Source organism: Haloarcula sp. Atlit-47R (genome assembly GCF_003665985.1).
Classification (GTDB): Archaea; Halobacteriota; Halobacteria; order Halobacteriales; family Haloarculaceae; genus Haloarcula; species Haloarcula taiwanensis.
The window spans coordinates 490,755-509,649 of record NZ_QPLQ01000003.1; the positions used below are offsets into that span (position 1 = coordinate 490,755).

18 protein-coding genes and 3 pseudogenes are annotated in these 18,895 nt (G+C 55.6%); 7 read left to right on the forward strand and 14 right to left on the reverse strand.

The genetic code is table 11. The features are described 5' to 3' along the window. Positions 1–358: 358 nt before the first annotated feature. From DVK00_RS14530 to DVK00_RS14555, 7 genes and pseudogenes are all read right to left on the reverse strand, one after another. On the reverse strand, positions 359–742 hold the full coding sequence (locus DVK00_RS14530; protein ID WP_101351612.1) for a hypothetical protein: 384 nt from the start codon (positions 740–742) through the stop codon (positions 359–361). Next, positions 739–1,584 (reverse strand): ParA family protein, encoded by an 846-nt coding sequence (locus tag DVK00_RS14535; RefSeq protein WP_101351613.1) that lies wholly within the window; start codon positions 1,582–1,584, stop codon positions 739–741. Before DVK00_RS14535 ends, DVK00_RS14530 begins: the two co-directional genes overlap by 4 nt. A 114-nt stretch (positions 1,585–1,698) precedes the next feature. Continuing rightward, the gene (locus DVK00_RS14540) at positions 1,699–2,910 is read right to left on the reverse strand and encodes a tyrosine-type recombinase/integrase (RefSeq protein ID WP_233560803.1); all 1,212 of its coding nucleotides are present in this window, start codon (positions 2,908–2,910) and stop codon (positions 1,699–1,701) included. 406 nt (positions 2,911–3,316) lie between these two features. Further along, a pseudogene (locus DVK00_RS22390) lies at positions 3,317–3,532 on the reverse strand (transposase); the annotation flags it as partial. Positions 3,533–3,556: 24 nt separating this feature from the next. Further along, positions 3,557–3,871, reverse strand: a pseudogene (locus tag DVK00_RS22395) (iron-sulfur cluster repair di-iron protein); the annotation flags it as partial. A 14-nt stretch (positions 3,872–3,885) separates the two neighbouring features. Further along, positions 3,886–4,038 carry a DUF542 domain-containing protein gene (locus DVK00_RS14550; RefSeq protein ID WP_101351616.1) on the reverse strand — a complete coding sequence of 51 codons (153 nt, stop codon included), beginning with the start codon at positions 4,036–4,038 and terminating at the stop codon, positions 3,886–3,888. 30 nt (positions 4,039–4,068) lie between these two features. Further along, positions 4,069–5,163 carry a DUF2249 domain-containing protein gene (locus DVK00_RS14555; RefSeq protein ID WP_121577922.1) on the reverse strand — a complete coding sequence of 365 codons (1,095 nt, stop codon included), beginning with the start codon at positions 5,161–5,163 and terminating at the stop codon, positions 4,069–4,071. Between the two features lie 147 nt (positions 5,164–5,310). Between DVK00_RS14555 and DVK00_RS14560 the strand changes: the two genes are divergently transcribed. The 3 genes from DVK00_RS14560 (at position 5,311) to DVK00_RS21385 (ending at position 7,844) form a co-directional block, all read left to right on the forward strand. Beyond that, positions 5,311–5,502, forward strand: coding sequence for a molybdopterin-dependent oxidoreductase (locus tag DVK00_RS14560; RefSeq protein ID WP_121537251.1), 192 nt, complete (start codon positions 5,311–5,313; stop codon positions 5,500–5,502). Positions 5,503–5,834: 332 nt separating this feature from the next. Further along, positions 5,835–5,990 carry a hypothetical protein gene (locus DVK00_RS21380; RefSeq protein WP_158598816.1) on the forward strand — a complete coding sequence of 52 codons (156 nt, stop codon included), beginning with the start codon at positions 5,835–5,837 and terminating at the stop codon, positions 5,988–5,990. Positions 5,991–7,691: 1,701 nt separating this feature from the next. Then, positions 7,692–7,844, forward strand: coding sequence for a hypothetical protein (locus DVK00_RS21385; RefSeq protein ID WP_157829447.1), 153 nt, complete (start codon positions 7,692–7,694; stop codon positions 7,842–7,844). 979 nt (positions 7,845–8,823) lie between these two features. Here DVK00_RS21385 and DVK00_RS14575 read toward each other — a convergent pair. Both DVK00_RS14575 and DVK00_RS14580 read right to left on the reverse strand, forming a co-directional pair. Next, positions 8,824–9,042, reverse strand: coding sequence for a HalOD1 output domain-containing protein (locus DVK00_RS14575; protein WP_233560804.1), 219 nt, complete (start codon positions 9,040–9,042; stop codon positions 8,824–8,826). Between the two features lie 225 nt (positions 9,043–9,267). Then, a complete protein-coding gene (locus DVK00_RS14580) occupies positions 9,268–10,074 on the reverse strand; it encodes a TrmB family transcriptional regulator (protein WP_101351619.1) in 807 nt (268 codons plus the stop codon). A gap of 291 nt (positions 10,075–10,365) precedes the next feature. On the opposite strand from DVK00_RS14580, the gene DVK00_RS14585 reads away from it, so the two are divergent. Beyond that, positions 10,366–11,196, forward strand: a complete 831-nt coding sequence (locus DVK00_RS14585; protein WP_199722335.1) for a TrmB family transcriptional regulator — start codon at positions 10,366–10,368, stop codon at positions 11,194–11,196. 64 nt (positions 11,197–11,260) lie between these two features. Continuing rightward, a pseudogene (locus DVK00_RS22465) lies at positions 11,261–12,901 on the forward strand (transposase). Between the two features lie 154 nt (positions 12,902–13,055). Here the strand turns inward: DVK00_RS22465 and DVK00_RS21390 are convergent. Beyond that, positions 13,056–13,229 carry a hypothetical protein gene (locus DVK00_RS21390; RefSeq protein ID WP_158598817.1) on the reverse strand — a complete coding sequence of 58 codons (174 nt, stop codon included), beginning with the start codon at positions 13,227–13,229 and terminating at the stop codon, positions 13,056–13,058. A gap of 48 nt (positions 13,230–13,277) precedes the next feature. Between DVK00_RS21390 and DVK00_RS14595 the strand changes: the two genes are divergently transcribed. Beyond that, on the forward strand, positions 13,278–13,538 hold the full coding sequence (locus tag DVK00_RS14595) for a hypothetical protein (protein ID WP_101351620.1): 261 nt from the start codon (positions 13,278–13,280) through the stop codon (positions 13,536–13,538). Positions 13,539–14,271: 733 nt separating this feature from the next. On the opposite strand, the gene DVK00_RS14600 is transcribed toward DVK00_RS14595, so the two are convergent. The 4 genes from DVK00_RS14600 to DVK00_RS14615 all read right to left on the reverse strand — a co-directional run bounded on the left by DVK00_RS14600 (position 14,272) and on the right by DVK00_RS14615 (position 17,820). Beyond that, on the reverse strand, positions 14,272–14,733 hold the full coding sequence (locus DVK00_RS14600) for a DUF3592 domain-containing protein (RefSeq protein ID WP_121577923.1): 462 nt from the start codon (positions 14,731–14,733) through the stop codon (positions 14,272–14,274). 329 nt (positions 14,734–15,062) lie between these two features. Next, a complete protein-coding gene (locus DVK00_RS14605; protein ID WP_101351622.1) occupies positions 15,063–15,443 on the reverse strand; it encodes a hypothetical protein in 381 nt (126 codons plus the stop codon). 260 nt (positions 15,444–15,703) lie between these two features. Then, on the reverse strand, positions 15,704–16,192 hold the full coding sequence (locus DVK00_RS14610; protein ID WP_101351623.1) for a hypothetical protein: 489 nt from the start codon (positions 16,190–16,192) through the stop codon (positions 15,704–15,706). A gap of 818 nt (positions 16,193–17,010) precedes the next feature. Continuing rightward, positions 17,011–17,820: a DUF6498-containing protein gene (locus DVK00_RS14615; protein WP_121577924.1), complete on the reverse strand. Its 810-nt coding sequence runs from the start codon at positions 17,818–17,820 to the stop codon at positions 17,011–17,013. 475 nt (positions 17,821–18,295) lie between these two features. On the opposite strand from DVK00_RS14615, the gene DVK00_RS14620 reads away from it, so the two are divergent. Then, a complete protein-coding gene (locus DVK00_RS14620) occupies positions 18,296–18,592 on the forward strand; it encodes a hypothetical protein (protein WP_101351625.1) in 297 nt (98 codons plus the stop codon). The last annotated feature ends 303 nt before the right edge of the window (positions 18,593–18,895 follow it).

The following is an 18,895-nucleotide window of genomic DNA, read 5'->3' on the forward strand; positions in this document are numbered from 1 at the left end:
GCGACTGCCTGAGCAGTCAGCGTAGCACAGATAGAGATAGTCCGTCCCAGCTCGCCACACCAGCTATGAAGGCTAATCCGACACCATATCTATTAAATATAGCTACCTTTTATAGTCAAGTAATGTATCCAGTTGGAACAGCTATACAGCATATCTAAGTAGTATAGCTAGAAATTGTAGCTAGCAAAGAAGTTCGGATAAGTCAGCGGGGAAGAATAGCCAGTAGATGCAGCTACTAGTGCTGGCCCTGTGCGATAGTTTGCCCACGCAGAGATAGAGTCAAGTACAGCAAACAGGTCACCTGTAGAGGGCAAAGAGCGGTCGTAGTTCTACTCAGTATAGAAGAACCGATAAGACATTAGCGAGAGGGGGCTGACTGCTCCCAGTCGTACCCCCACTCGCGGAGCTTTTCCGCGACAAGGTCCGGATTGTCCATAGCGACGACAAGGGCAGCCTCCAGCGCGTCAGTCTTGTATACATCCTCGCCGACTGCATCTTCTAGATTCCGGAGGAAGGTGGACTCCCGCTCCTCGACCTCAGGCCGAATAAAAATCGGCCGTTGCTTGCGGTCTTGCTTGACTGAATCACGCCGGAATTTGTATGGGATGTCTGGCTGGGTCGTAGTTTCGACGGCAGGAGATTCGGTTTCGGTAGCTGGCACCTCATCCTGCTGGTCATCCGCTTCCGGCTCTGTATCTGTGTCCGCCTCTGCGAACGGATCGTCACCTGAGCCGGATTTCATGCTGTTGCCTCCTGCTCTCGGGTCTGTCGGAGGCGTGCAGCCAGCTTTTCGAACTGCTCTAACGTTTCGATTTCATAGTCACGTTCCCGGCTCCGGTGTTCTTCGATGTATTTGAACGCCGAACACTGTTTTCGCCAACATCCCTCAAGCAGGGACGTCCGCTCGCGGAACACGACCGGAATGTCATACGACTCAGCCCGGAGCCGTTTGAGCATCTCTTCCTGATCGTTCGTACCTTTGAATCGATTCGGCACAGCAGCTAGCACGCCCACGTTGATATCTAACGTGTCTTCGAGTCCAGTAACGAGGTCTGCAAGGCCCTCGACAGACTGCTGGCCCTTCCCGCTCGGTTCGAACGGGATGACCAGATTCCGCGTGGCGTGCAACGCGTTGTACAGTTTCACATCCGCAGTCGCAGGCGGGTCGATAATAACAGTATCATACTCGGACGGAACGCCCGCGTCTTTTAGCACACGAAGCAGTTGGACGTTCGGGTTCCAGTTTTCGCCGAAATCCGCTGCCTCTTCTTCGCGCCGCCGCAGATGTTTTGAGAGGACCTCCAGGGAGTTGTGTGCAGGGAGGACGTCGACGCCCTCGGAACTTTCAATGAGATCAGCGAACGGCCCCCGTGGCCGTTCGACGAGGTGTCGAACTAAACTGTCGGCCTCTGAGTCCGTTCGGCGGTCCGCGACATCGAACAGGAATGAAAGGCTCCCCTCCTGTGGATCCATATCTATTGCCAGTACGTCGTGACCAGCGCGAGCGTCGGCGACAGCGAGGTTCGCCGCCATCGTTGTCTTGCCGACACCGCCGGCCTCGCTGTACACGGTGTAGGTCAGCATACTATATCGGATTCGCCGCACAGATATAAAGATTAGTCAGACGGTATAGCTATATGGTATAGCTACGGAAGGTACCTTTCTGCTTCCACACAACTGTTCCGTTCCCGCGAGCGGTTACTCAGTGAATAACCCTGCGAGTGTCTCGTGCATCTCTGCTCGCCGGTGAGATCGGGCCTCAGACTCGGAAAGATAGTTATCAAGGACGACCTGTGCGGATGCCGAACCCTGCTCAGCCGCAACATCTTCGAACCGATCCGCAACTCGTCTGACAGCAGCACCGTATGTGGTATACCAGAATCGACGACCCGTTTTCGGCGTCGGCGTGGCGCCATCAACGGTGATGTCTGCGGCCTCAGCCACTGACTTGAACCGACGACGGACGGTTTCAGCAGTTAAATGACCACTAGCCGCGGATGGAGAGGGCAGAAGATATCCAGACCACTCTGGATCAGCAAGCGCCTCTATACGTCGCTCTACGGTCTCCAGACCGGCCAGCAGAGCCACCGTCCCGGGGCCGTTTTTCCGCTCGCCATCACCGAACTCTATGTACGGATGGGAGTCATCATCCGGATCGAGGTTGAGCTGTCGGATGTGGAGCGATGCGACTTCACTCGGCCGCAGCCCCCATCCGCAACATGCAACCACAATGAATCGGTCGCGTAACTCAGACGCCGCTGTATATAGGCGCTGGACAGCGTCTCTATCGAGTGCTTGGTTATCCCATGATGGAGTCGTATCCCACCCAAACCGGATTTCGAGGTCAGCGAGCGGGTTGTACGCGGCAGTGCCGAACATCACCAAGTGCTTGTAGAACTGCCGTGTGTCCTGAACGTATTTACGGCGTGATGCGAGCGTCGTCAGAGCCTCATCTAGTTGGTCAAGTGCGTCAAACGTCGCTGCAACCCTATCCATTTCTGCAACACGTTCATCGGGATTCTCCAGCGGTGCGAGCAGATCTTTTGTATCGTGGATATTGGTATATACTTTCATGTAGCGTCGCAAAATCGACCGACGTGTCTCGATTGTCGCATCAGCGCGCCCTCGTCGAGTCGAAAGTTCAGCGAGGTATTCCTCGACGGCTCGCTGTGTATTGTCAGCCAGGAACTCGAATGACCCCGATTCAATCGGTGCTTCCGGCACCCCAATTTCATCGTAGAACTGCCCCGGAGATAGGTCAAACCGGCGCTGGAGGTGCTTGATGAATCCCGGAAACTGTCGGTTTAGCCATGCGTATGTGGGGGTTTCAGCTGTTGGATTGAAGCCATCCTCTTTCATCGCCGGCACAACGGCCTCACGATAGAATGATTTGCAATCGGCCAAGTCCATCGTTGAATAGCGAACTTCGGTCATTGGTCTGAGTGGGTGGGCAGTGTGCTGTCCCTACTGGGTACTCTGAGCCGCCGGAATTTCGTATGTATCGTATTTCAGTCGCAGTACTAATAATTTGTCTTGTGTTGTTTTCTCATGCAGAAACCCATAACAAGACAGATACCGGGATCTGGAGACGGAAATAATATAAACTGCATATAGCTATACTAAATTTGTCCCCAGAAGATGAACTACAGGACTATAGCACCGCCAGGATGCACGATATCAGCTGAACCACCGAACTCGACACACTCGGGTCAGGACACCGCTTCAAGTTAGGAACCCAACTCGATTTGTGTATTTAAAGAAATCAGGCCAGTGCTGCCACTCACCACCACTCTACCTCTGTCGTCTTGGACCGTGACTACCCGATCCCAGTCTCCTTCTTCAACAATGTGAGCGTAGTATCCGCAGTCACGATCGGGGAATGCCCGTACTTACCCGTCAACTCGACCTAGACTAAGAGATCGACCCGCCAAATCGAGTACAGCAGACGGGCGAATGCGAACTAAAAGAACCGAAGGAGCAAATTCTTCGATGTTGTCGCTGCTATGAATCGCTTGATGCTCCGGTAGCTCGCACAGGCGTCTTCGGGAACGTCGTAGCCGCCGGTCAGCTCGGCGATCCGGTCGAGGCGGACGGCCGTTCCGGCGAGGTCGTCCTCGAAGCCCCGGATCGCTTCGCGGAGCCGGGCTGCTTCGTCGTCGGAAAGCGACTCCGAGCGATCAAGTTTCCCAACGACAGGGAACAACTCGTCTTTCTCTTCTTCGGTGTGCTCGTGCATCTCCGCCGCGAGGTCGGGGAACGTCGATTCGACCGCCGCCAGCTCGGGGTGGGTCTCCCCGTGGACCCGGTTCACCTTCGCCACGAGGGTCTCAAGCGCGGGCAGTTCCTCACGGAGATAGTCGTGGTGGGTCTCGACGACGTGGTCAGCTAGGTCCGCGAGTCCACTCCAGTCGTAGTCGTCGCCAGCGTCCGGTCGCCGTCACAACAGTAGTCCAGCCCGAGGGACTCGAACACCCGGGCGTAGGTGGGCACCTCCTCAACGAGCGATGCAAGTGTTCGGTCGGGATCAGTGTCAGTCATACGTTGGAGTCGATGGCCTCTCTGGGTCAGTCAGAACGGCGCGTCGGGCGTCTCATCGGGGGCTCCCTGTCCGACAACCAAGCTGGAGTCGCCAGCCTCGGACTTACCGATCAGTACCCGGAACTCGCCGGGCTCCTTCTGGCGGTACTCCCAGCGGAACTCCGATCCCGCCTCAGCGTCGAACTGGTGGTACAGCGGCTTGGGGTCGTGGTCGTTCACGAGCATGAATGCTTCCCCAGTGTCGAGTTTGGCGTAGGCTTCGAAGATTTGCTCGTGGCGCTGGGCAGGAGGCAAATCTCGAACGTCGAGTTCTCGCGTAATCTCTCTGTCTTCAGCAACTGTCGTCGACGTCGCATTCTCCTGCATATCGTCAGACTGGCCCACGTCTTTTGCACCGTCGTGGCTACCGCCTTTCGTAATGTGCACACGACAGCGCCCGGGTGCTGATTCAACAACCTCCCATTCGAAGGAGTCAGCATATTGCTGGCGGAACTCCTGGTGCAGCGGCCGAGGCTCGTGGGGAGCAATGATTTCCATCGTTCCGCCGTCGGGAATCATTCCGTAGCGGTGGTGGATGGTAGGGTGGCGTTCCTGTTTCGGGATTTCGCGAACATCGTACCGGGTAACGATGGCCTCGTCGACGGTCTCGGAGTCCGCAGTCTTGTAAATTTCGACGCGCCACCCGTCGTCGCCGCGACTCACGTACTCCCATTCGATTATGTCGCCGTGCATCGATCGTAGCTCGTGATACAGCGGCTTTGGATCGTGGTCGTTTACGAGTACGAACCCTTCATCCGCGTCCAATTCCTCGAAGATCGTTAGTAGTACCTCGTGACGGCGCTGTGGTTTCAGATCACGTACATCAATGGTCGCGGAGTCCTCATCGTCGAATCGGCCACCAACAGTCAGGGTCAACTCTCGGGGGACTGCATCGGGATCCGCGTACTCCCAATCGATTACCCGTTCCTGTGCAATCTGGTAGCGAACTAACTCGGGATCGATATCTCGATCCGTGACGATACCGAGTTTGTCACCGGCTGCTGCATCGTTTAGGGCCTCAAATAGGTGCTCATGGAGTCTGTCTCCGGCCAAAGCCCGCAAGTCGAGTTCCGTTTCCGTCACCATACTTGATGGTCCCTGACTGGACGGATGGGACTTATGTCGAAGGCGTTCGGGGAACTTGGGCTACCGAGCCGAATCTGTTCCCAACAGAAGTTAGTGCTGGGCGTGTCTCCCCTCCGCTAAGTAAGTACTAGCGGGGACTTACTAACAATGGACATACTCGAATCGCATGCGGTTCCAAACACCGTTGATCCAGAGAGATGGCGACTCGAGGTTACCGGTGCCGTCGCCGAAGCGGTACAGTTCACACAGGACGAGTTGCTGGCACTCCCTGCTGGCGAGATAACGGACGATTTCACCTGTGTCGAAGGGTGGCAGGCAAAGGACCTTTCGCTCGAGTGATATGCTCCGCGCCGTGAACGGCGCGGCTTCCCACGCATGGGGAATACCAGCTAAGTGCGGCTATCGCTGGTAGAGGGTTCCGACCCGTGGAACGCCGAAAGAGTCATTTGCGAGTGTTTCTCGCTCGTCTCACGGTGTCGTTCGAAAGACGCGCCGCGTCTCTCGTGATCACGAGACGGCTCCGCCATCTCACACGAGGTCGTGGTGCTGTCACAGGCTCTCCCATCCCGGGCGAGTCATTGCCTGCCGGTTTCAGTGGCATGCTCTCTCCCCACGGGTCAGCCCGGTGCGCAACGTTGGTGGCGCTGGTTATATCACCCTGAAATGCTGTGATGACTGTCGACACTGGCGTTGACCCACCGCTTGTCGACACGATCCAGCGCATCGAGGTGGGTGACGTCCTCGTCGTCAACGGCGACTCCCGAACCTGGGATATACAGATGTCGTCAAGCGAGCCATCGACGCCCGTATCAACGTGCATACACTAACTGACGCCGGTAGACACCTCCTCCAACGGCAGGCCGAACGCTCAGAGGCCTGTGTGATCTACCGCAACCTGTGCTGATGGGGGTCCACAATAATGCCCCTATAACCCACATAGCGACGGCGAACGGCGGTCAGAAGTGGGGACCCAGTCGGTCGGTGTAGTCAGAGGCACGTGATCACTGGGCAGGTGATGACCGACTGGTACCCTATCGGAATATACGTAGACCCAATAAATAATCATTACTGTTCGAGGGTATTCCGGCATCCGAGCCGCGAGACGGCCCGTCGCCGGATGCGACGACGGACCAGTTTTCGTGCCTCTGACAAGTATCCAGTACAAAGCGGTTTGCTTCGTGCTGGCGTTCACTCTGTATGCAGTAATTGTAAATGTAATTTGCGACTCACGTTAGAAGCAGAATATATCACGAAGTGCCTCAGAAAACGGACTCTAGGACTGAAACAACGGAGAGGCTGGGGAAAGGTGCCAGACCCATGCCTGTGTAATCCACCGTCGCGTTGCTGGAGGGCAACGGCACTGACAGCCGTTACAGACACCCAAAGTCAGCAAGATACCACGCGGTTTTTGACCGCTTGCCAGAAAGCGGAGGTCGGTGGCAACGGGCACAGAACTTGCCACTCCTCTGTCAGAGGCACGGGCGGGTTCTGAACCCCGCACACGGCACGGCTCAACCGAAACCATCCTAGACGCCAGTCTGTAGCGGGGATCAGAACCCGTGGCTACGCTATGCATTCCCTCTAATTAATTTTCATTCGCCCCTGTCATCCAGTTTCAGGCCTCCAGCGACCGGGTTCGCTGCCCGCTCAGACGCCAGCGATGACCGCACTCACAGACGTAGTTCTGCAGATGAGACCCAGACTACACACAGACCCCAGTCAGCGCAGAGAACAGATGAGGGACGGTCTCGGAGAAACGACGTATCATAGCCCATCCAGCGTCGACTGAATCGACGACGGGTTCTGGACCCGAACTACTCGCTGAATCAGATCGGTCCTATGGGGGTGCTGAGCGGGGACCAGAACCCAGCTGAAGATAGCAGGAGTCGGAATAAAATCGGTTGCGGTTTCCGTCGAACCGCAAGCAAGCGCTGGAATCGTGCTTCGACCAGTCCCAAGAACAACAGCGACCGGTCTCAGTGCCACGTAGACAGCCGACTCGCCGGGGGTGTGAGTCGGTGTATAAAGGTGGTGGGCTGCTGGGGGTGTAGGAAGTGGTGTGCAACGCACCACCCGAAGTCGTCATCCACGACGACGGGTTCTGGACCCAGACCAATCGATGAATCCGGAGTGGATTGGGGGGAGATGGAGCGGGGACCAGAACCCAACCGAACGGTATACACTTAGTATCAAAAACAGTTGTGACTTAGACTCATGGTTTGTTCCCTCATCGGGTACGACACAGCCACAGGCGGCCCGGCAACAGAATGGTGGCCAGCCGGGGGACAGCCGTGCTGCAGTTAGCGCTTCCGCCACCATCCGATATCGTCAATCTCAAATCGAGTTCCGGGTCCGGATCAACTACTGCCCCTGAGTAGGCTCACTGATAGTCACTCCGGCCTCTGGAACTCATCACAGCCATTGTTAAGTATCCGTAAAAGTCGTTTTGGCCGTCATTTATCTGGTGATACACTACCAAGTAGATATCAACATTCCATCGATTGCCCGTTTGGCAGGGAGGCGGACCAATGACTACCCACCCGGCAGTCGGCGAGATCGTCGCCATCACGACCACCGACAGCGAATCGCTGTTGCTGGTCTCTCACTGCCACGAATTACACCGAGTGGACGGCAGAGTTCCCCACCATCGAGAGCTACTACGACCAGTACCGCCGCGGTGACTACGCGCATGACGTTGTCATCGAACGTCGAGCGGTGATCAAAGGATGACCGGCCACGCACCCCCTACGGCGTCAATCCGGAGGACTGCGAAGCTGACAGTCGGTTGGGACAGGATGCCTCCGTGAGAGCCTGACCACGCTGGTCCCGGGAGCAGTGTCCGAAGAGTGCTGATGGTCCCATCCAGTCTGTTGCCACGGGGCAAAGCCACCGGACGGCCCGGAGTTGCCACGAGCCACCTACCGCGTCCAGATAGCTCTCATTACGTCGCCGATAGCCCGTGCTGTGGTCAGCACTGCCCGGCTCGATTCCGGGGACAGACGCTATAGTCACGATGCCACGAGAACCCCACCGACGACAGCGAGACCGACAGCACAGCACCGACATAGCCTTCATCGACGAACTCGGCATGGACATCGGCCAAGAACAGACATCGAAGCCCTCCAGTCGCTCGTCAGTGCCCTCGGTGACGAGGTGTCACCCCCCATTTCGAGTGTTCTTGAGTTGCTGGTCGGGACCATCGAAGTCCCGTCTTTACATGTTCGAGCGCGTCGCCATCGTGCTCTCCCGCGACTGTCTCCGATGTGATGTCGTCCTCGTCCCGCGGGTTCTGTTGGGCAACGGCCAGGAGAATGCGACGCCGGTACTCGTGGCTGAGTATTTCGAACAGTTCATTCAGTGTGCCGCCAGACTCTTCTTTTTTTGCTCGACTTTTACTGATAGCTCTCGTTGCGAAACGCCTCACTTGGTGATGCGTTCCGCGCAACCGATCCGCGAAGAGAAATGGATAACTGTGGACGGGTACTCCCGTTTCAAGTAGCCCTCACAGTGGGCTAAACGCACAGTGTATGTTGTGTTCCGTACTATGGATAGGGTCCCCAGAGGAATAGGGTTGTGGGTGTTTTGATATCATAGCCGAGTTAATGTAATGTAGTTTCTACAAAATTACCACACCAATCGATCACTCGGTAGTTGTGAGTATCACTCCGATTCCCGAGGGAGTCCATCAACTCGGACTTCGATGCTGCCGTCCCCGGTCACAGAGACGTCAGTATCGGCGTACTGGAATGAGGTTGCGACCGACGACGACCGGCCATCGAGCAGCGTATCGAGTGCATCGGCTTCGATCGCCTCCTGTAACGGTGGCAGGTCAGTCGTTTCCTGGTTGGTGGCCGCCGCAACTGCTTCAACAATCGCCACACTGGGGCAGCCCGATTTCCTCCAGTTATGACGAACCGTAGTGGGGCTTGTATCTGTGCTTTCGGGGTGGTTGGTCGGATCCGAGTCACCTCCCTCGTCTGTATTGTCGTGCATTTTCCGTCACCGGTCGTCGTCGGACGAAGTATTAGCGGAGAAACCGCTATGGCGTCCGTTTACATCCCTACTATCTGGGTCCGTATAACATTGGTGTGAGAATCTGAGTGACTATCTATTGGCCGCCCCGCGGTCGTCGTCGAGTTGCCAGGTGAACAGTGCCTTCAGCACGATGACGAGGCTATTCGTCTGACCTGCGCCCCAGATAGCAGTTTCGTCACGCGGTTCGGGTGGGTGTTCACCGTTACCGTCGACGAGCACACTCACGAGCGTCTTTTCCTGGTCCACCATGAGGAGGCGACCAGCAGGCGTATCCGACCAGTTCCACACCGATTCGAACAGTTGCGCGTCAGGTACGTTCCCTTCGAGTCGGGATTCGACGGATTGTGACATCTCTGCGAGCCGAATCGAGACCTCACGGTCGCTGGCGGTCGAGAGGCACTCAGTGATTTCGTCGGTCAGTAGCTCCTCGGCAGTCATATACACGACCTCATCATCAGCGGACGAGATGAAATCCAGGATGCGTTCGGTCACGGTATCCCGGCCGGTTACCGTCCAGACACCCTGCTGTTCAGTGCTGTGATTCGCTGATGCAAGCTGGTCGAGCGCGTCTGTCAGGACCATCACTCGATGGTCGTATTCCTGTTCGAAGTGACGGCCGGCCGTCTCCGTCGAAATGGCCCAATATCGCTTGGGACTCGACTGTTTCACGTCGACGAGACCGCGGTCATGAAGCTCGTCAGCTGCGTCGTAGACACGTGTTCGGGGGACGTCAGCGACGTCGCTCACGTCCTGTGCAGTCCCTTCGCCCAGACTGACCAGGGCGACGAATGTCCGGGCGGCGTAGGTACTGAGGCCAAGCGCTTTGAGCTGCTTGACGGCCGTGGATCGTGCGTGGTCGGATGGGTCGCCGGACATTAGCTCGTCACCAATCACGTGAAAACCACCGGGTATGGTGGTTTCTGACGTGTAGCGACAGAGAGGTTGGGACCAAATCTGTGCCTACACGCCACTCTACCTCTCGTGCTACCCGCACAAAGAAGTACTGTGATTAACTGAGTGAATGTCTGAATAGTACCGGTTCTGAGACGCGCAAAACATTCAAAGACGAGGATATTCTGTGAGGATCTGAGTGACATCGGTATCTCTCGTGCGACGTACTAAACACCCAGGGCACGAACCAGAAGGTAGCAATCGAGGTTGGGACCAATGGACGATGTTTCAAACCAAGACCAAGCGATCGAATTGCTCCAGCAACTCGGGCTCAAAGAGTACGAGGCCAAGTCGTTCGTGGCGCTCGCACGTCGCCAGCGTGGGACGGCCAAGGACATCAGCGAGACCTCCGAGGTGCCCCGGACCCGCGTCTACGACGCGATTCGCGTCCTGGAATCGAAGGGACTAGTCGAGACCCAGCACTCGAACCCGCAGGTGTTTCGAGCGGTCTCCATCGACGAGGCTGTCAACACTCTCCAGTCGAAGTACGCCGAGCGGACCGAGTCACTCCGGAGCGCCCTGAGCGGACTCGACCCAGCTGACGAGGGAGACTCGACAGAGGCTACCCACGAGGTGTGGTCTATCTCAGGGAATCGGGGCATTACGAGCCGGACACGGCAGTTGGTCGAGGGAGCGACAGAGGAGTTGCTCCTCGTGGTCGGCCACAAGAGTATTTTCACCGACCAGCTGGCCGAACAACTACAGTCGGCTCAGGAACGAGGTGTGAACGTCATCATCGGGACGGTCGATGAAGAGCTCCAGGCCACGGTTCAAGATGCCCTCTCTAGTGTCAAAGTGTTCGTCTCGGAATTGGATTGGTTGAGCCGATCACCGCTTCCAGGCGACGATACCGAAATCAGTCGCCTGTTACTGGCCGACCGCGAGGCGATTCTGGTGAGTTCGTTCACCGAAACGGGGGCAGACGGCCGTGAGCACGAACAAGGCGTCTTCGGCCGCGGATTCGACAACGGGCTGGTCGCAATCACGCGACGGCTGATGGCGACGGGATTGCTGTCTGTGAACGATCCCGAAGCTGAGGAGACCTGAGTCCCGCTCGTGAGCGTCGGAGAGAACCTCAGATAATAAGCCCAGACCGGCAGACATGTCCCGGATGGCACCGATTGCCGTCTCTCGGCGGGAGATCTTCCGTTCCATAGCGACAACACAGTATCTCGACTGGCCGGCCTACGACTCGACACCACTGTACGACCAGCGTTCACTGACGGCGCTCATGAGGATTTCCGGACCGCTCTGGGATCTGGTTCGAGCAAAACGCCCACGACTCGGTCAAGGCGTTCGTCTGTCAGTATCCACTTTCCTACGTGGGTTTCAATCCCCACAACCAGTACTCCGGTCCGACCCGATATGAGATGCCACAGCTCTTCAGAGCGTTCCTGCTGAAAGAGGTGTACGGCTGGGACCACGAAACAGCGCTCGTCGAGTGTCTTCGGCAGCACTCAGGTACCCGTCGCTCGCTCGAGTTCGACTCCGTGCCCGATCAGTCGACACTCTGGCGCAGCTGGAACAAGCGCTTCAGTGCCGACCTCCGTGAGACAGTTGAGAGAACGGCTCGGACGCTCCTCATCAACGCACAGAATGCCGTATTGCGGCTCCTCGTGACCCGGAACGGAACCTCCAGTATCATAACGACGAGTCTGGGGCGACCGATCCAGACGACCAGACTGTTTTAGAAGAAGCAGCGAAGATCAGCGGTCACATCAGCCGCGTCGTCTTCCCAGCATTCTCGCTGGACCGTGGCGAGGGTGTGAGATCCACGAGAACGCCTACTGGGGCCTGCAGACATGTCTCGGACTTCGCGAACGGCTGGCTGCGAACGAGGGAGCTCGCAGTTTCGTCTACGAGTCGACTCGGGATCGGACGCCGCTGGGCCACACCCATCGGGAGCAGATTCGGGACCGCTCGATTGACCAAGTGCGAGAGATGTACCGACAGGCCATCACTCGGCTCCTGAACGAAGTTGCCGAGACAGAGCAGTTCTTTCGAGCAGGGATCGTCGCACTCGACATTACCGAAGCTGACCCATTCACGGGCGATAGAACGGGCTACGAAGACGAGATCATCGGGACGAAGGAGAAGACCGACGAATCGCTTACCAGCGGGCGACGGTGCAGTTGGTCGGCAATGCCGTCCCGATTGTGCTGGACGCGCGGCCGGTGCAAAAGGGGGAGACACGACTGGAGATCGTCGATGACTTGCTCGATTCGGCTGAGGGTCTCGTTCACGTCGATAACGTGCTGACGGACCGGGAGTTCGATAGCCAGCACGTCTTAGAGATGATCGGCCAGCGCGGCCTTTCCTACGTCGTTCCCAAGCGAATGCAGACCAGCGAGAAGGCTCAGGCGAAGCGATTGCTCCAGCGTGACCAGGACCGGTACGAGACTGACCGCAAACTCCATCTCGAGAAGAGTGAGTGGCACAAGACGACACTGATCTATCGTCGAAAAGAAGACTTCGAACACGACGATCACCGGCAGTACTCGGTGTTCATGACGAATTGCGGGAGTGGTCACCTCACGGAGTACGGCTATCGCTGGGAGATCAAGAGTGGGTACAGGTCGATCAAACGGTTCATGGCTGCCACCACCTCAGATGATTTCGGGCTACGGTTCTTCGACTTCGCGTTCGCGTGCCTCCTGTACTCGATTTGGCGAGCGGTCGATTTGCTCTCTAGGTCGAGTTGACGGGTGACAATACGCTCACGCTGCTGAAGAAGGAGACCGGAATCGGATAGAGAGATACTCTGTCCGGGGCAATACGGATTCCTGAGTGGCAACGCTGCCGGGGATCTTAGAAATTCACCGGTCTGGTTAGTAGTACGACATAAAAAGACTATCGAGAGTAGATCCGAAGCAGCTTCGCCTCGAAAACTCGCCCGAAACCACCCATCACAGACCCGCTAAACCCACTGTAGCCTCAGGAGTAAGACGGCGCAGATACCGAAGCAGCGCCGATTGTTGGTTGGTCTTGAGCTCACTGAACTCTTCGAGCCGGACATCGAGACGTGAGTCGACGTCGGCGGCCTCGGGGATCGGGACCGGGCCGTCGTCGACGTCGTCCATCGACGAGGGTCCGAGGTCTGTCGACGATCTCGTCCGGGCGGTGGAAGCATGAGTTCGGTCCGCTGTACGGTCGAGAACCGGAAGCGTATCCAGCGTGCTGCCCGGGCGCTGCGGGAGACCGTGCCGACCGTGCTGGTCGAGACGACGCCGCCGGTGCGTTCGGAACACAACGCCTGGACGCTCGATGCCGTGCTTCCCGAGACTGAGGGTGTCCCGCCCGAGGTGCTTCGGGAGCTGGCGCTGGCTGGGCTGACGCTCCAACCGACACCCGCCCAGAACGAGCATCAACACGTCGTGGCGACGGCCTGAGCGCGACAGCGATACCTCTGTCTTTTTGACGACTTGCGTAGCTATTTGGCATGGGTTGCGATGGCTTCCGAGACGACTCCTGACAGCTCGCGACCCCGCGCCGGGGCCTGGTGAGGCAGGCCCCACAACGGCGCGAGTACGTATCTGTGGCTGACGGGCGAGTTGTATGTAAAGCCCCCTTGTACTTCCGGGAGGGGACGAGTAGTGCGAGAATATGCGTGTTTGAGTGGGCTTGCTCTGGAGGATCGAGATGGGTGTGATTTGCAGTTCGGGCACTTGAGTGGCTGTGGAGGCGATACTCTGGCGGCCTGTGATAGGGTGTAATAAAGATAGCTTGTACTTCCGGGGTGGTGGTCCGCTAACCAACACTTGGTGGCAGAAGTGGTCCAGTGTTGGTTAGTCGAAAGGGGGCGTAGGACCGCTCAACAGGGTGCTGATTGCAGAACTATTGATCGTGGATTGGCTGGTCAGTAGGCCTGCGAATGACAGCTGACATTTCTGACAGATTGCATTGATGTTCATCATAACTTGCTGGATACAGAGCGCGCATCAGCCATCGCAAGGTGTGGGAGTCAGTGCCGCTCAAATGGGTCGATACGTGCCACTCATATGTGAGCCCGACCTCAAGATGTGATAACCTCGTTCCGAATGACATTTGAGACGTAGAGCAGAGCACAGAGCATAGATTCAGTATCCGAGTGGATGGGTGTCGCCTCGACAGAGCAGTTCGCAATTAAGAAGCCGCGGATTTGTAGACTGGTAATCCGACAAAGGCCAAGCCTAAAACGCCGATTATAGCGGGCAGAGGGTTAGTCATAAGTGGAAGCGGGTTACTCTTCTTTTTGAGATACGATTTCGAGGGCGAGCCTCGCACAACATAGGCCGTGGTTGTCTCCCCGACATTATACTGGTTGATTCTGTTTTCGGCGGCAGTCCTTGTGTTGGACGTTTTTGTTCCTATCCCCGGTCTGATGTTCTCAGAAGTGTACTGGGTTCCGTTGTACGTGTAGCTGTACGTAACGTGGGGTGTGTACCTACCTCCATTGTCTGAGGAATAGGTGATATCTTTGCTCTCTACGGTGGCTTCAATCTGTACTCCGGATGAGAGGCTTTGCTGTTGGGAGTATGCGATATATCCAGCAGCTCCGAGCAGCATAACCCCCAGTGTTATACTTATCAGAGACAGCTTTGACACATCTGTAATTATTTAGGAATACTAAATACCGATTTCGGTGTGTTCTCACTGCGCAATGCACTAATCCACGGGGAGGTTGGGCCACCCGCGACAGCGGCGGGAAGTCGTCTGTCTCCTTCACCCGCTCCCGGGCTGGTTCAATATCCAGATCGTCATACAGCTTCACAGAGTGACATATACAACCTCTGTACTGACCAGATTACCACAAACAACCGCCTCAATGCCCGCAGTTTCTCGATGCTGTGCAAATATAGAGAGTGCTCAGAACTCTCGCTCGGGTGGATGCGATGTATATAGGCCGACAGCAACAAGTGAGCCCTTACTGTGAGCTATGCCAGTTTGTAATAGACTGAAGTTCCGCTTTCCGTCTCCATTTGTTTGGTCGTCACGATTCCTTCTTCAACAAGTTCGGTGAGTGCTTCGTCAATATCATTGACGACGATTGTCGTGGCGGCAACATCACCGGCGAAGTCGATCAGACCGTCAGCGAACGCCCCAAGTGGATTCTGCGTCCGATCCATAAATACAGGGCTAAAATCAACGCCGAGAGCAATTTCCCGTTCAGTGAATGCTTTGTCCGGGCGCTCGCTTAAGAACGATGTTATGAGGTCTTTTTCAGTTTCGATTGGTCCCTCTTCGTCGTTGGCAATCGGTTCGTCACCACTCACTTCTACTGTTCCCGACTCGAATTCTTCCTTGGAGATTGGCATTCTGTCTCGACATATAGGGCGAGAGGGCTAATTAATTGTTGTATGTGCTGAGAAGTGCCCTGTCTTCGCAGCCATCCAAGTGTTTTTTTCAGCCACATCCAATCGGACTCATTCTTATCGACCTACGCCTTCCAGTTTACACGACGTTCAGAAGATCTGATAAAACCAGAAAGACTGCCACAGTCGCGACGTGGACGTGACTGTTGATGATCAACACGCGTTCATTTGCACCCAGCACAAGGGGCCGAGGATACCACAACTCAAACACTACCGATAACCTGCAATATCTCAATTAGACTGCCGACATTGGTCATGAAAGCGACTAAGCCGAAACCACTGAGTAAGATGCCGAGAACTAGCAGAAAGAGTCCTCGAGCACCCGTTCTCAACGCGGCACTTTGTGGCTCATCGTTTGCCACTATCAGGTGTCCCTCCTTCGGTGTCATGACTGCATCTGCACCTGCGGCCCTTTGTTCCGGCGCTGTGCGTGCTTTCCCGACGATGTGTACTTTCTCGCCGACACCGAGTGTTCCCTCCACTAACTCGACTGGATTATTGAACAAGCCGGAGTCCGTGTGCGCCGACGGGTCCAGATCGAGTCTTGCTTCATCTACTCGTTCCAGCAGTTCAGAACCTGTGACCGTGTTTATCTCGTGGTTCAGTGAGAGACTCTCATCGGTGGGATTGACATATATCTCGGCCGTCCCGTCAGAAACGATGAACGGACTGTATTCCATACCAGCGTCCATAGAAGGGTCTCCAGTCCCCTGCACTTGACGGGTAATGTTATACTCGTATGCTACGCACTCTTCTCCCCGAATCGGTGATACGAGGGTGTCGCCTGATCGAGGCGGGCGAACGGTCCCGTGGACTCGAACTAACCCGTCAGTCGTGATAGATTCACGAAGTGGCACCGACTCAGTGGTGAATAATCTCCACCAATCGCTCACGTTTTCGACTCCGCGGATCGTCGCGGCCACCCCTATTGCGGTCGCGATGGCCCCACCGGCTACTCCGGGCAGAGATCCGTAAACACTCAGTGTGAGAGCTCCGAACAGGACTGTACCCACAAGAGTTCTGTCCAGGGACACATTTCGCACCTCTGTACTCGCAGTATTAAGCGACGTTGCTTGTCGAGCCGGAAGTTTTCGACATGAACCATCGTCGGTTTCGGGCTTTCTACACTTGTCTGAAAGTCGTTTTATAATACTGTTTTCAACGCTTTTTTCAGGACATAAATAATGAGATTTACAACCACCACGAGAGCAACAGTCAGGACTATTCCAATGGGGTCGCTTGCCCCTATTTTAAGAGGCGAAATAGGCACATAACTAGCCAAAGTGAGCCCCAACATCAATAACAACATACAAGATATAAATGAAAAATTCGTTGATTTCAGGACTCAGTATTGGCCTTGGCCGACCGATCAACTCGGAGTCTACTGAGCAGTCTATTCATCTCATCAACAGAGAAGATAACTCTGAGAGTTGAATAACGACTTGCCCTACAAGTTGTGGTTCGGCCAATACAGGGAGAAACAAACCAGTTAGGGCAGTACAGGGCGAGCTCAATCAGGAAACAGCAGCTCCTGAAATGACTGCTCAAGCCCGTTGACATAGTATGCGACAAGATCGATCAGGAACTTGGAGGCGAGAACAGTGAACAATAGTGGGACACTGGCCGCACGCTCAAGACTGACTGGCGTACCCTCTATAGATTCACGGACAGTCAGCAACACGAGTAATCCAACACCAACGATCACGAGTCCTCTGTAAAACACCCCCTTGACTGCTGTCCAGACTGATTTTTCACGGTAGCCGCCGCGGTAAAAATAGTCTGAAACTGTTTGCCACCCTTCACTCAGAAAGACGACACCGGCACCAGTAAGTGGCCATGCCGGAGTTTCGGTCATGTTCGCCGCGGCAACAACTGGCCCAGCGACTATCCCACCGAATCCAGCCCACACTACGCTGAGTAAGAAAATAACGATAATGAGCCCAGGAATGGTCCCGAGATAGATACCAACCTCGGTTCTTGGGATTGGAATCTGGCGCGCTCGCCAACTGGAGCCGGTAGATGTTGAGTCTGCATCACTATCGTCAAAGAACCTGCTTGATAAGATAACCCGTAACGTCGCCCACTGAGACCCGCTGAACGGCTCGCGGTCAGTCTCCTCGCTGGGAAGCTTCCCAGCAAACATGGCTCGTACAATGGCCCAGACCATAGTCACGCCGAGTTCGAGCCAATAGAACACTAACAGTGCTGCCGCTGATGTCTCGAACAGAAGTAACCCGGCTACAGGCACGGCGTTAACCACGAATACCGAGAATAACTTTGCATCAGGTAGCGATGTACGTGGAGGGAACAGCTGTTGCATTATCTTGCGATGATGTGTTTGATGTGTCTCTCACTTAGCACACTTGCTCGACGGCGTTTTCGGTAGTGCCGTTGTAAAGAAGGGTGATATCAGCAACCAGAGGTAAATTCAGCACAGTATATATTGAATTATTGGAACTGGTGACCGCTCATTGTAGCGTTCTCCTCCCTGACTGCTTATTTCTGAAATCGACGATATGGATGCTTTGGTTCATCCATATATAACGTATTGACGAATCATTCAAGCGGGAGAAGATTTCGTAGAGCCCTGGCTGGTTGTTAGCCGTTCAGGATGCTGTGTGCTTCCGACTGAGCGTAGTCGTGTTCTTCCTGACTCAAGGAAAGATTGAGTAGCCGTGAGAGATACCGACGTGAACCAGCACCCTATCAGCAGGTCACGCTAAATCCAGACTCAGCCTAGTGGCGGGTACGCGAATCCCCGCAACATTTGACCGTCGCGGGAGATGACACGCTCGATGCCCTCCATTATCGATGAAACCGTGTTCGGCGAGCCCTCCAGAGGGCTTGCAGTGGTGTACCTCTGTGGCGCACTTTTGCTGGCCGGGCAGCAAGGGTACTACGTCATCGTCGAAGGGGCGGCACCGTTCTATGCTGGACTGTGTCTGAGCGCTGGGATGGCCCTCTCCGGCATTGCCGAGTCCCTGCCGAAACCTCGACGACGGGCAGCTGGCATCTTGCGGGTCACAGCACTCGTCGTGCTGGTGAGCATGCTCGTAATTTTGTTTGTCACACCCAACCTCCTTATCAACTAAGAGCGGTGATCGATTCGAACTCACTGCTGCTGACCGAGTGTGTTCTTGAGGCATCAGCATGGAATGAAACAACAACTCAGTAAGATCGGAAAGCCTGTATTCAAATTCCGTATCGTACTTGTTTCTGGTAGCTGTAATTTCGTCTATGCGCCCTTTCCTCCGATACACCATCTCAGTAGGCGTTGGACTCGCAGTGACGGCTCTTGCAGTACAGTTCGCCACAGCGGACCACCTGATCATGCTCTCGCTCCTCCCACTCTATGGGGCGGTAACGTCAATGATTTTGGCACATAAGCAGCAGTG

Excerpts from the sequence above, each read along its gene's own strand:
- DVK00_RS14610 (WP_101351623.1), bottom strand. The coding sequence starts at position 16,192 with ATGGACGCTGGTATGGAATACAGTCCGTTCATCGTTTCTGACGGGACG.
- DVK00_RS14595 (WP_101351620.1), top strand. The coding sequence starts at position 13,278 with ATGAGTTCGGTCCGCTGTACGGTCGAGAACCGGAAGCGTATCCAGCGT.
- DVK00_RS21380 (WP_158598816.1), top strand. The coding sequence starts at position 5,835 with ATGACTGTCGACACTGGCGTTGACCCACCGCTTGTCGACACGATCCAG.
- DVK00_RS21390 (WP_158598817.1), bottom strand. The coding sequence starts at position 13,229 with ATGGACGACGTCGACGACGGCCCGGTCCCGATCCCCGAGGCCGCCGAC.
- DVK00_RS14550 (WP_101351616.1), bottom strand. The coding sequence starts at position 4,038 with ATGACTGACACTGATCCCGACCGAACACTTGCATCGCTCGTTGAGGAG.
- DVK00_RS14605 (WP_101351622.1), bottom strand. The coding sequence starts at position 15,443 with ATGCCAATCTCCAAGGAAGAATTCGAGTCGGGAACAGTAGAAGTGAGT.
- DVK00_RS14585 (WP_199722335.1), top strand. The coding sequence starts at position 10,366 with ATGGACGATGTTTCAAACCAAGACCAAGCGATCGAATTGCTCCAGCAA.
- DVK00_RS21385 (WP_157829447.1), top strand. The coding sequence starts at position 7,692 with ATGACTACCCACCCGGCAGTCGGCGAGATCGTCGCCATCACGACCACC.
- DVK00_RS14580 (WP_101351619.1), bottom strand. The coding sequence starts at position 10,074 with ATGTCCGGCGACCCATCCGACCACGCACGATCCACGGCCGTCAAGCAG.
- DVK00_RS14530 (WP_101351612.1), bottom strand. The coding sequence starts at position 742 with ATGAAATCCGGCTCAGGTGACGATCCGTTCGCAGAGGCGGACACAGAT.
- DVK00_RS14560 (WP_121537251.1), top strand. The coding sequence starts at position 5,311 with ATGGACATACTCGAATCGCATGCGGTTCCAAACACCGTTGATCCAGAG.
- DVK00_RS14555 (WP_121577922.1), bottom strand. The coding sequence starts at position 5,163 with ATGGTGACGGAAACGGAACTCGACTTGCGGGCTTTGGCCGGAGACAGA.
- DVK00_RS14615 (WP_121577924.1), bottom strand. The coding sequence starts at position 17,820 with ATGCAACAGCTGTTCCCTCCACGTACATCGCTACCTGATGCAAAGTTA.
- DVK00_RS14535 (WP_101351613.1), bottom strand. The coding sequence starts at position 1,584 with ATGCTGACCTACACCGTGTACAGCGAGGCCGGCGGTGTCGGCAAGACA.
- DVK00_RS14620 (WP_101351625.1), top strand. The coding sequence starts at position 18,296 with ATGCCCTCCATTATCGATGAAACCGTGTTCGGCGAGCCCTCCAGAGGG.
- DVK00_RS14540 (WP_233560803.1), bottom strand. The coding sequence starts at position 2,910 with ATGGACTTGGCCGATTGCAAATCATTCTATCGTGAGGCCGTTGTGCCG.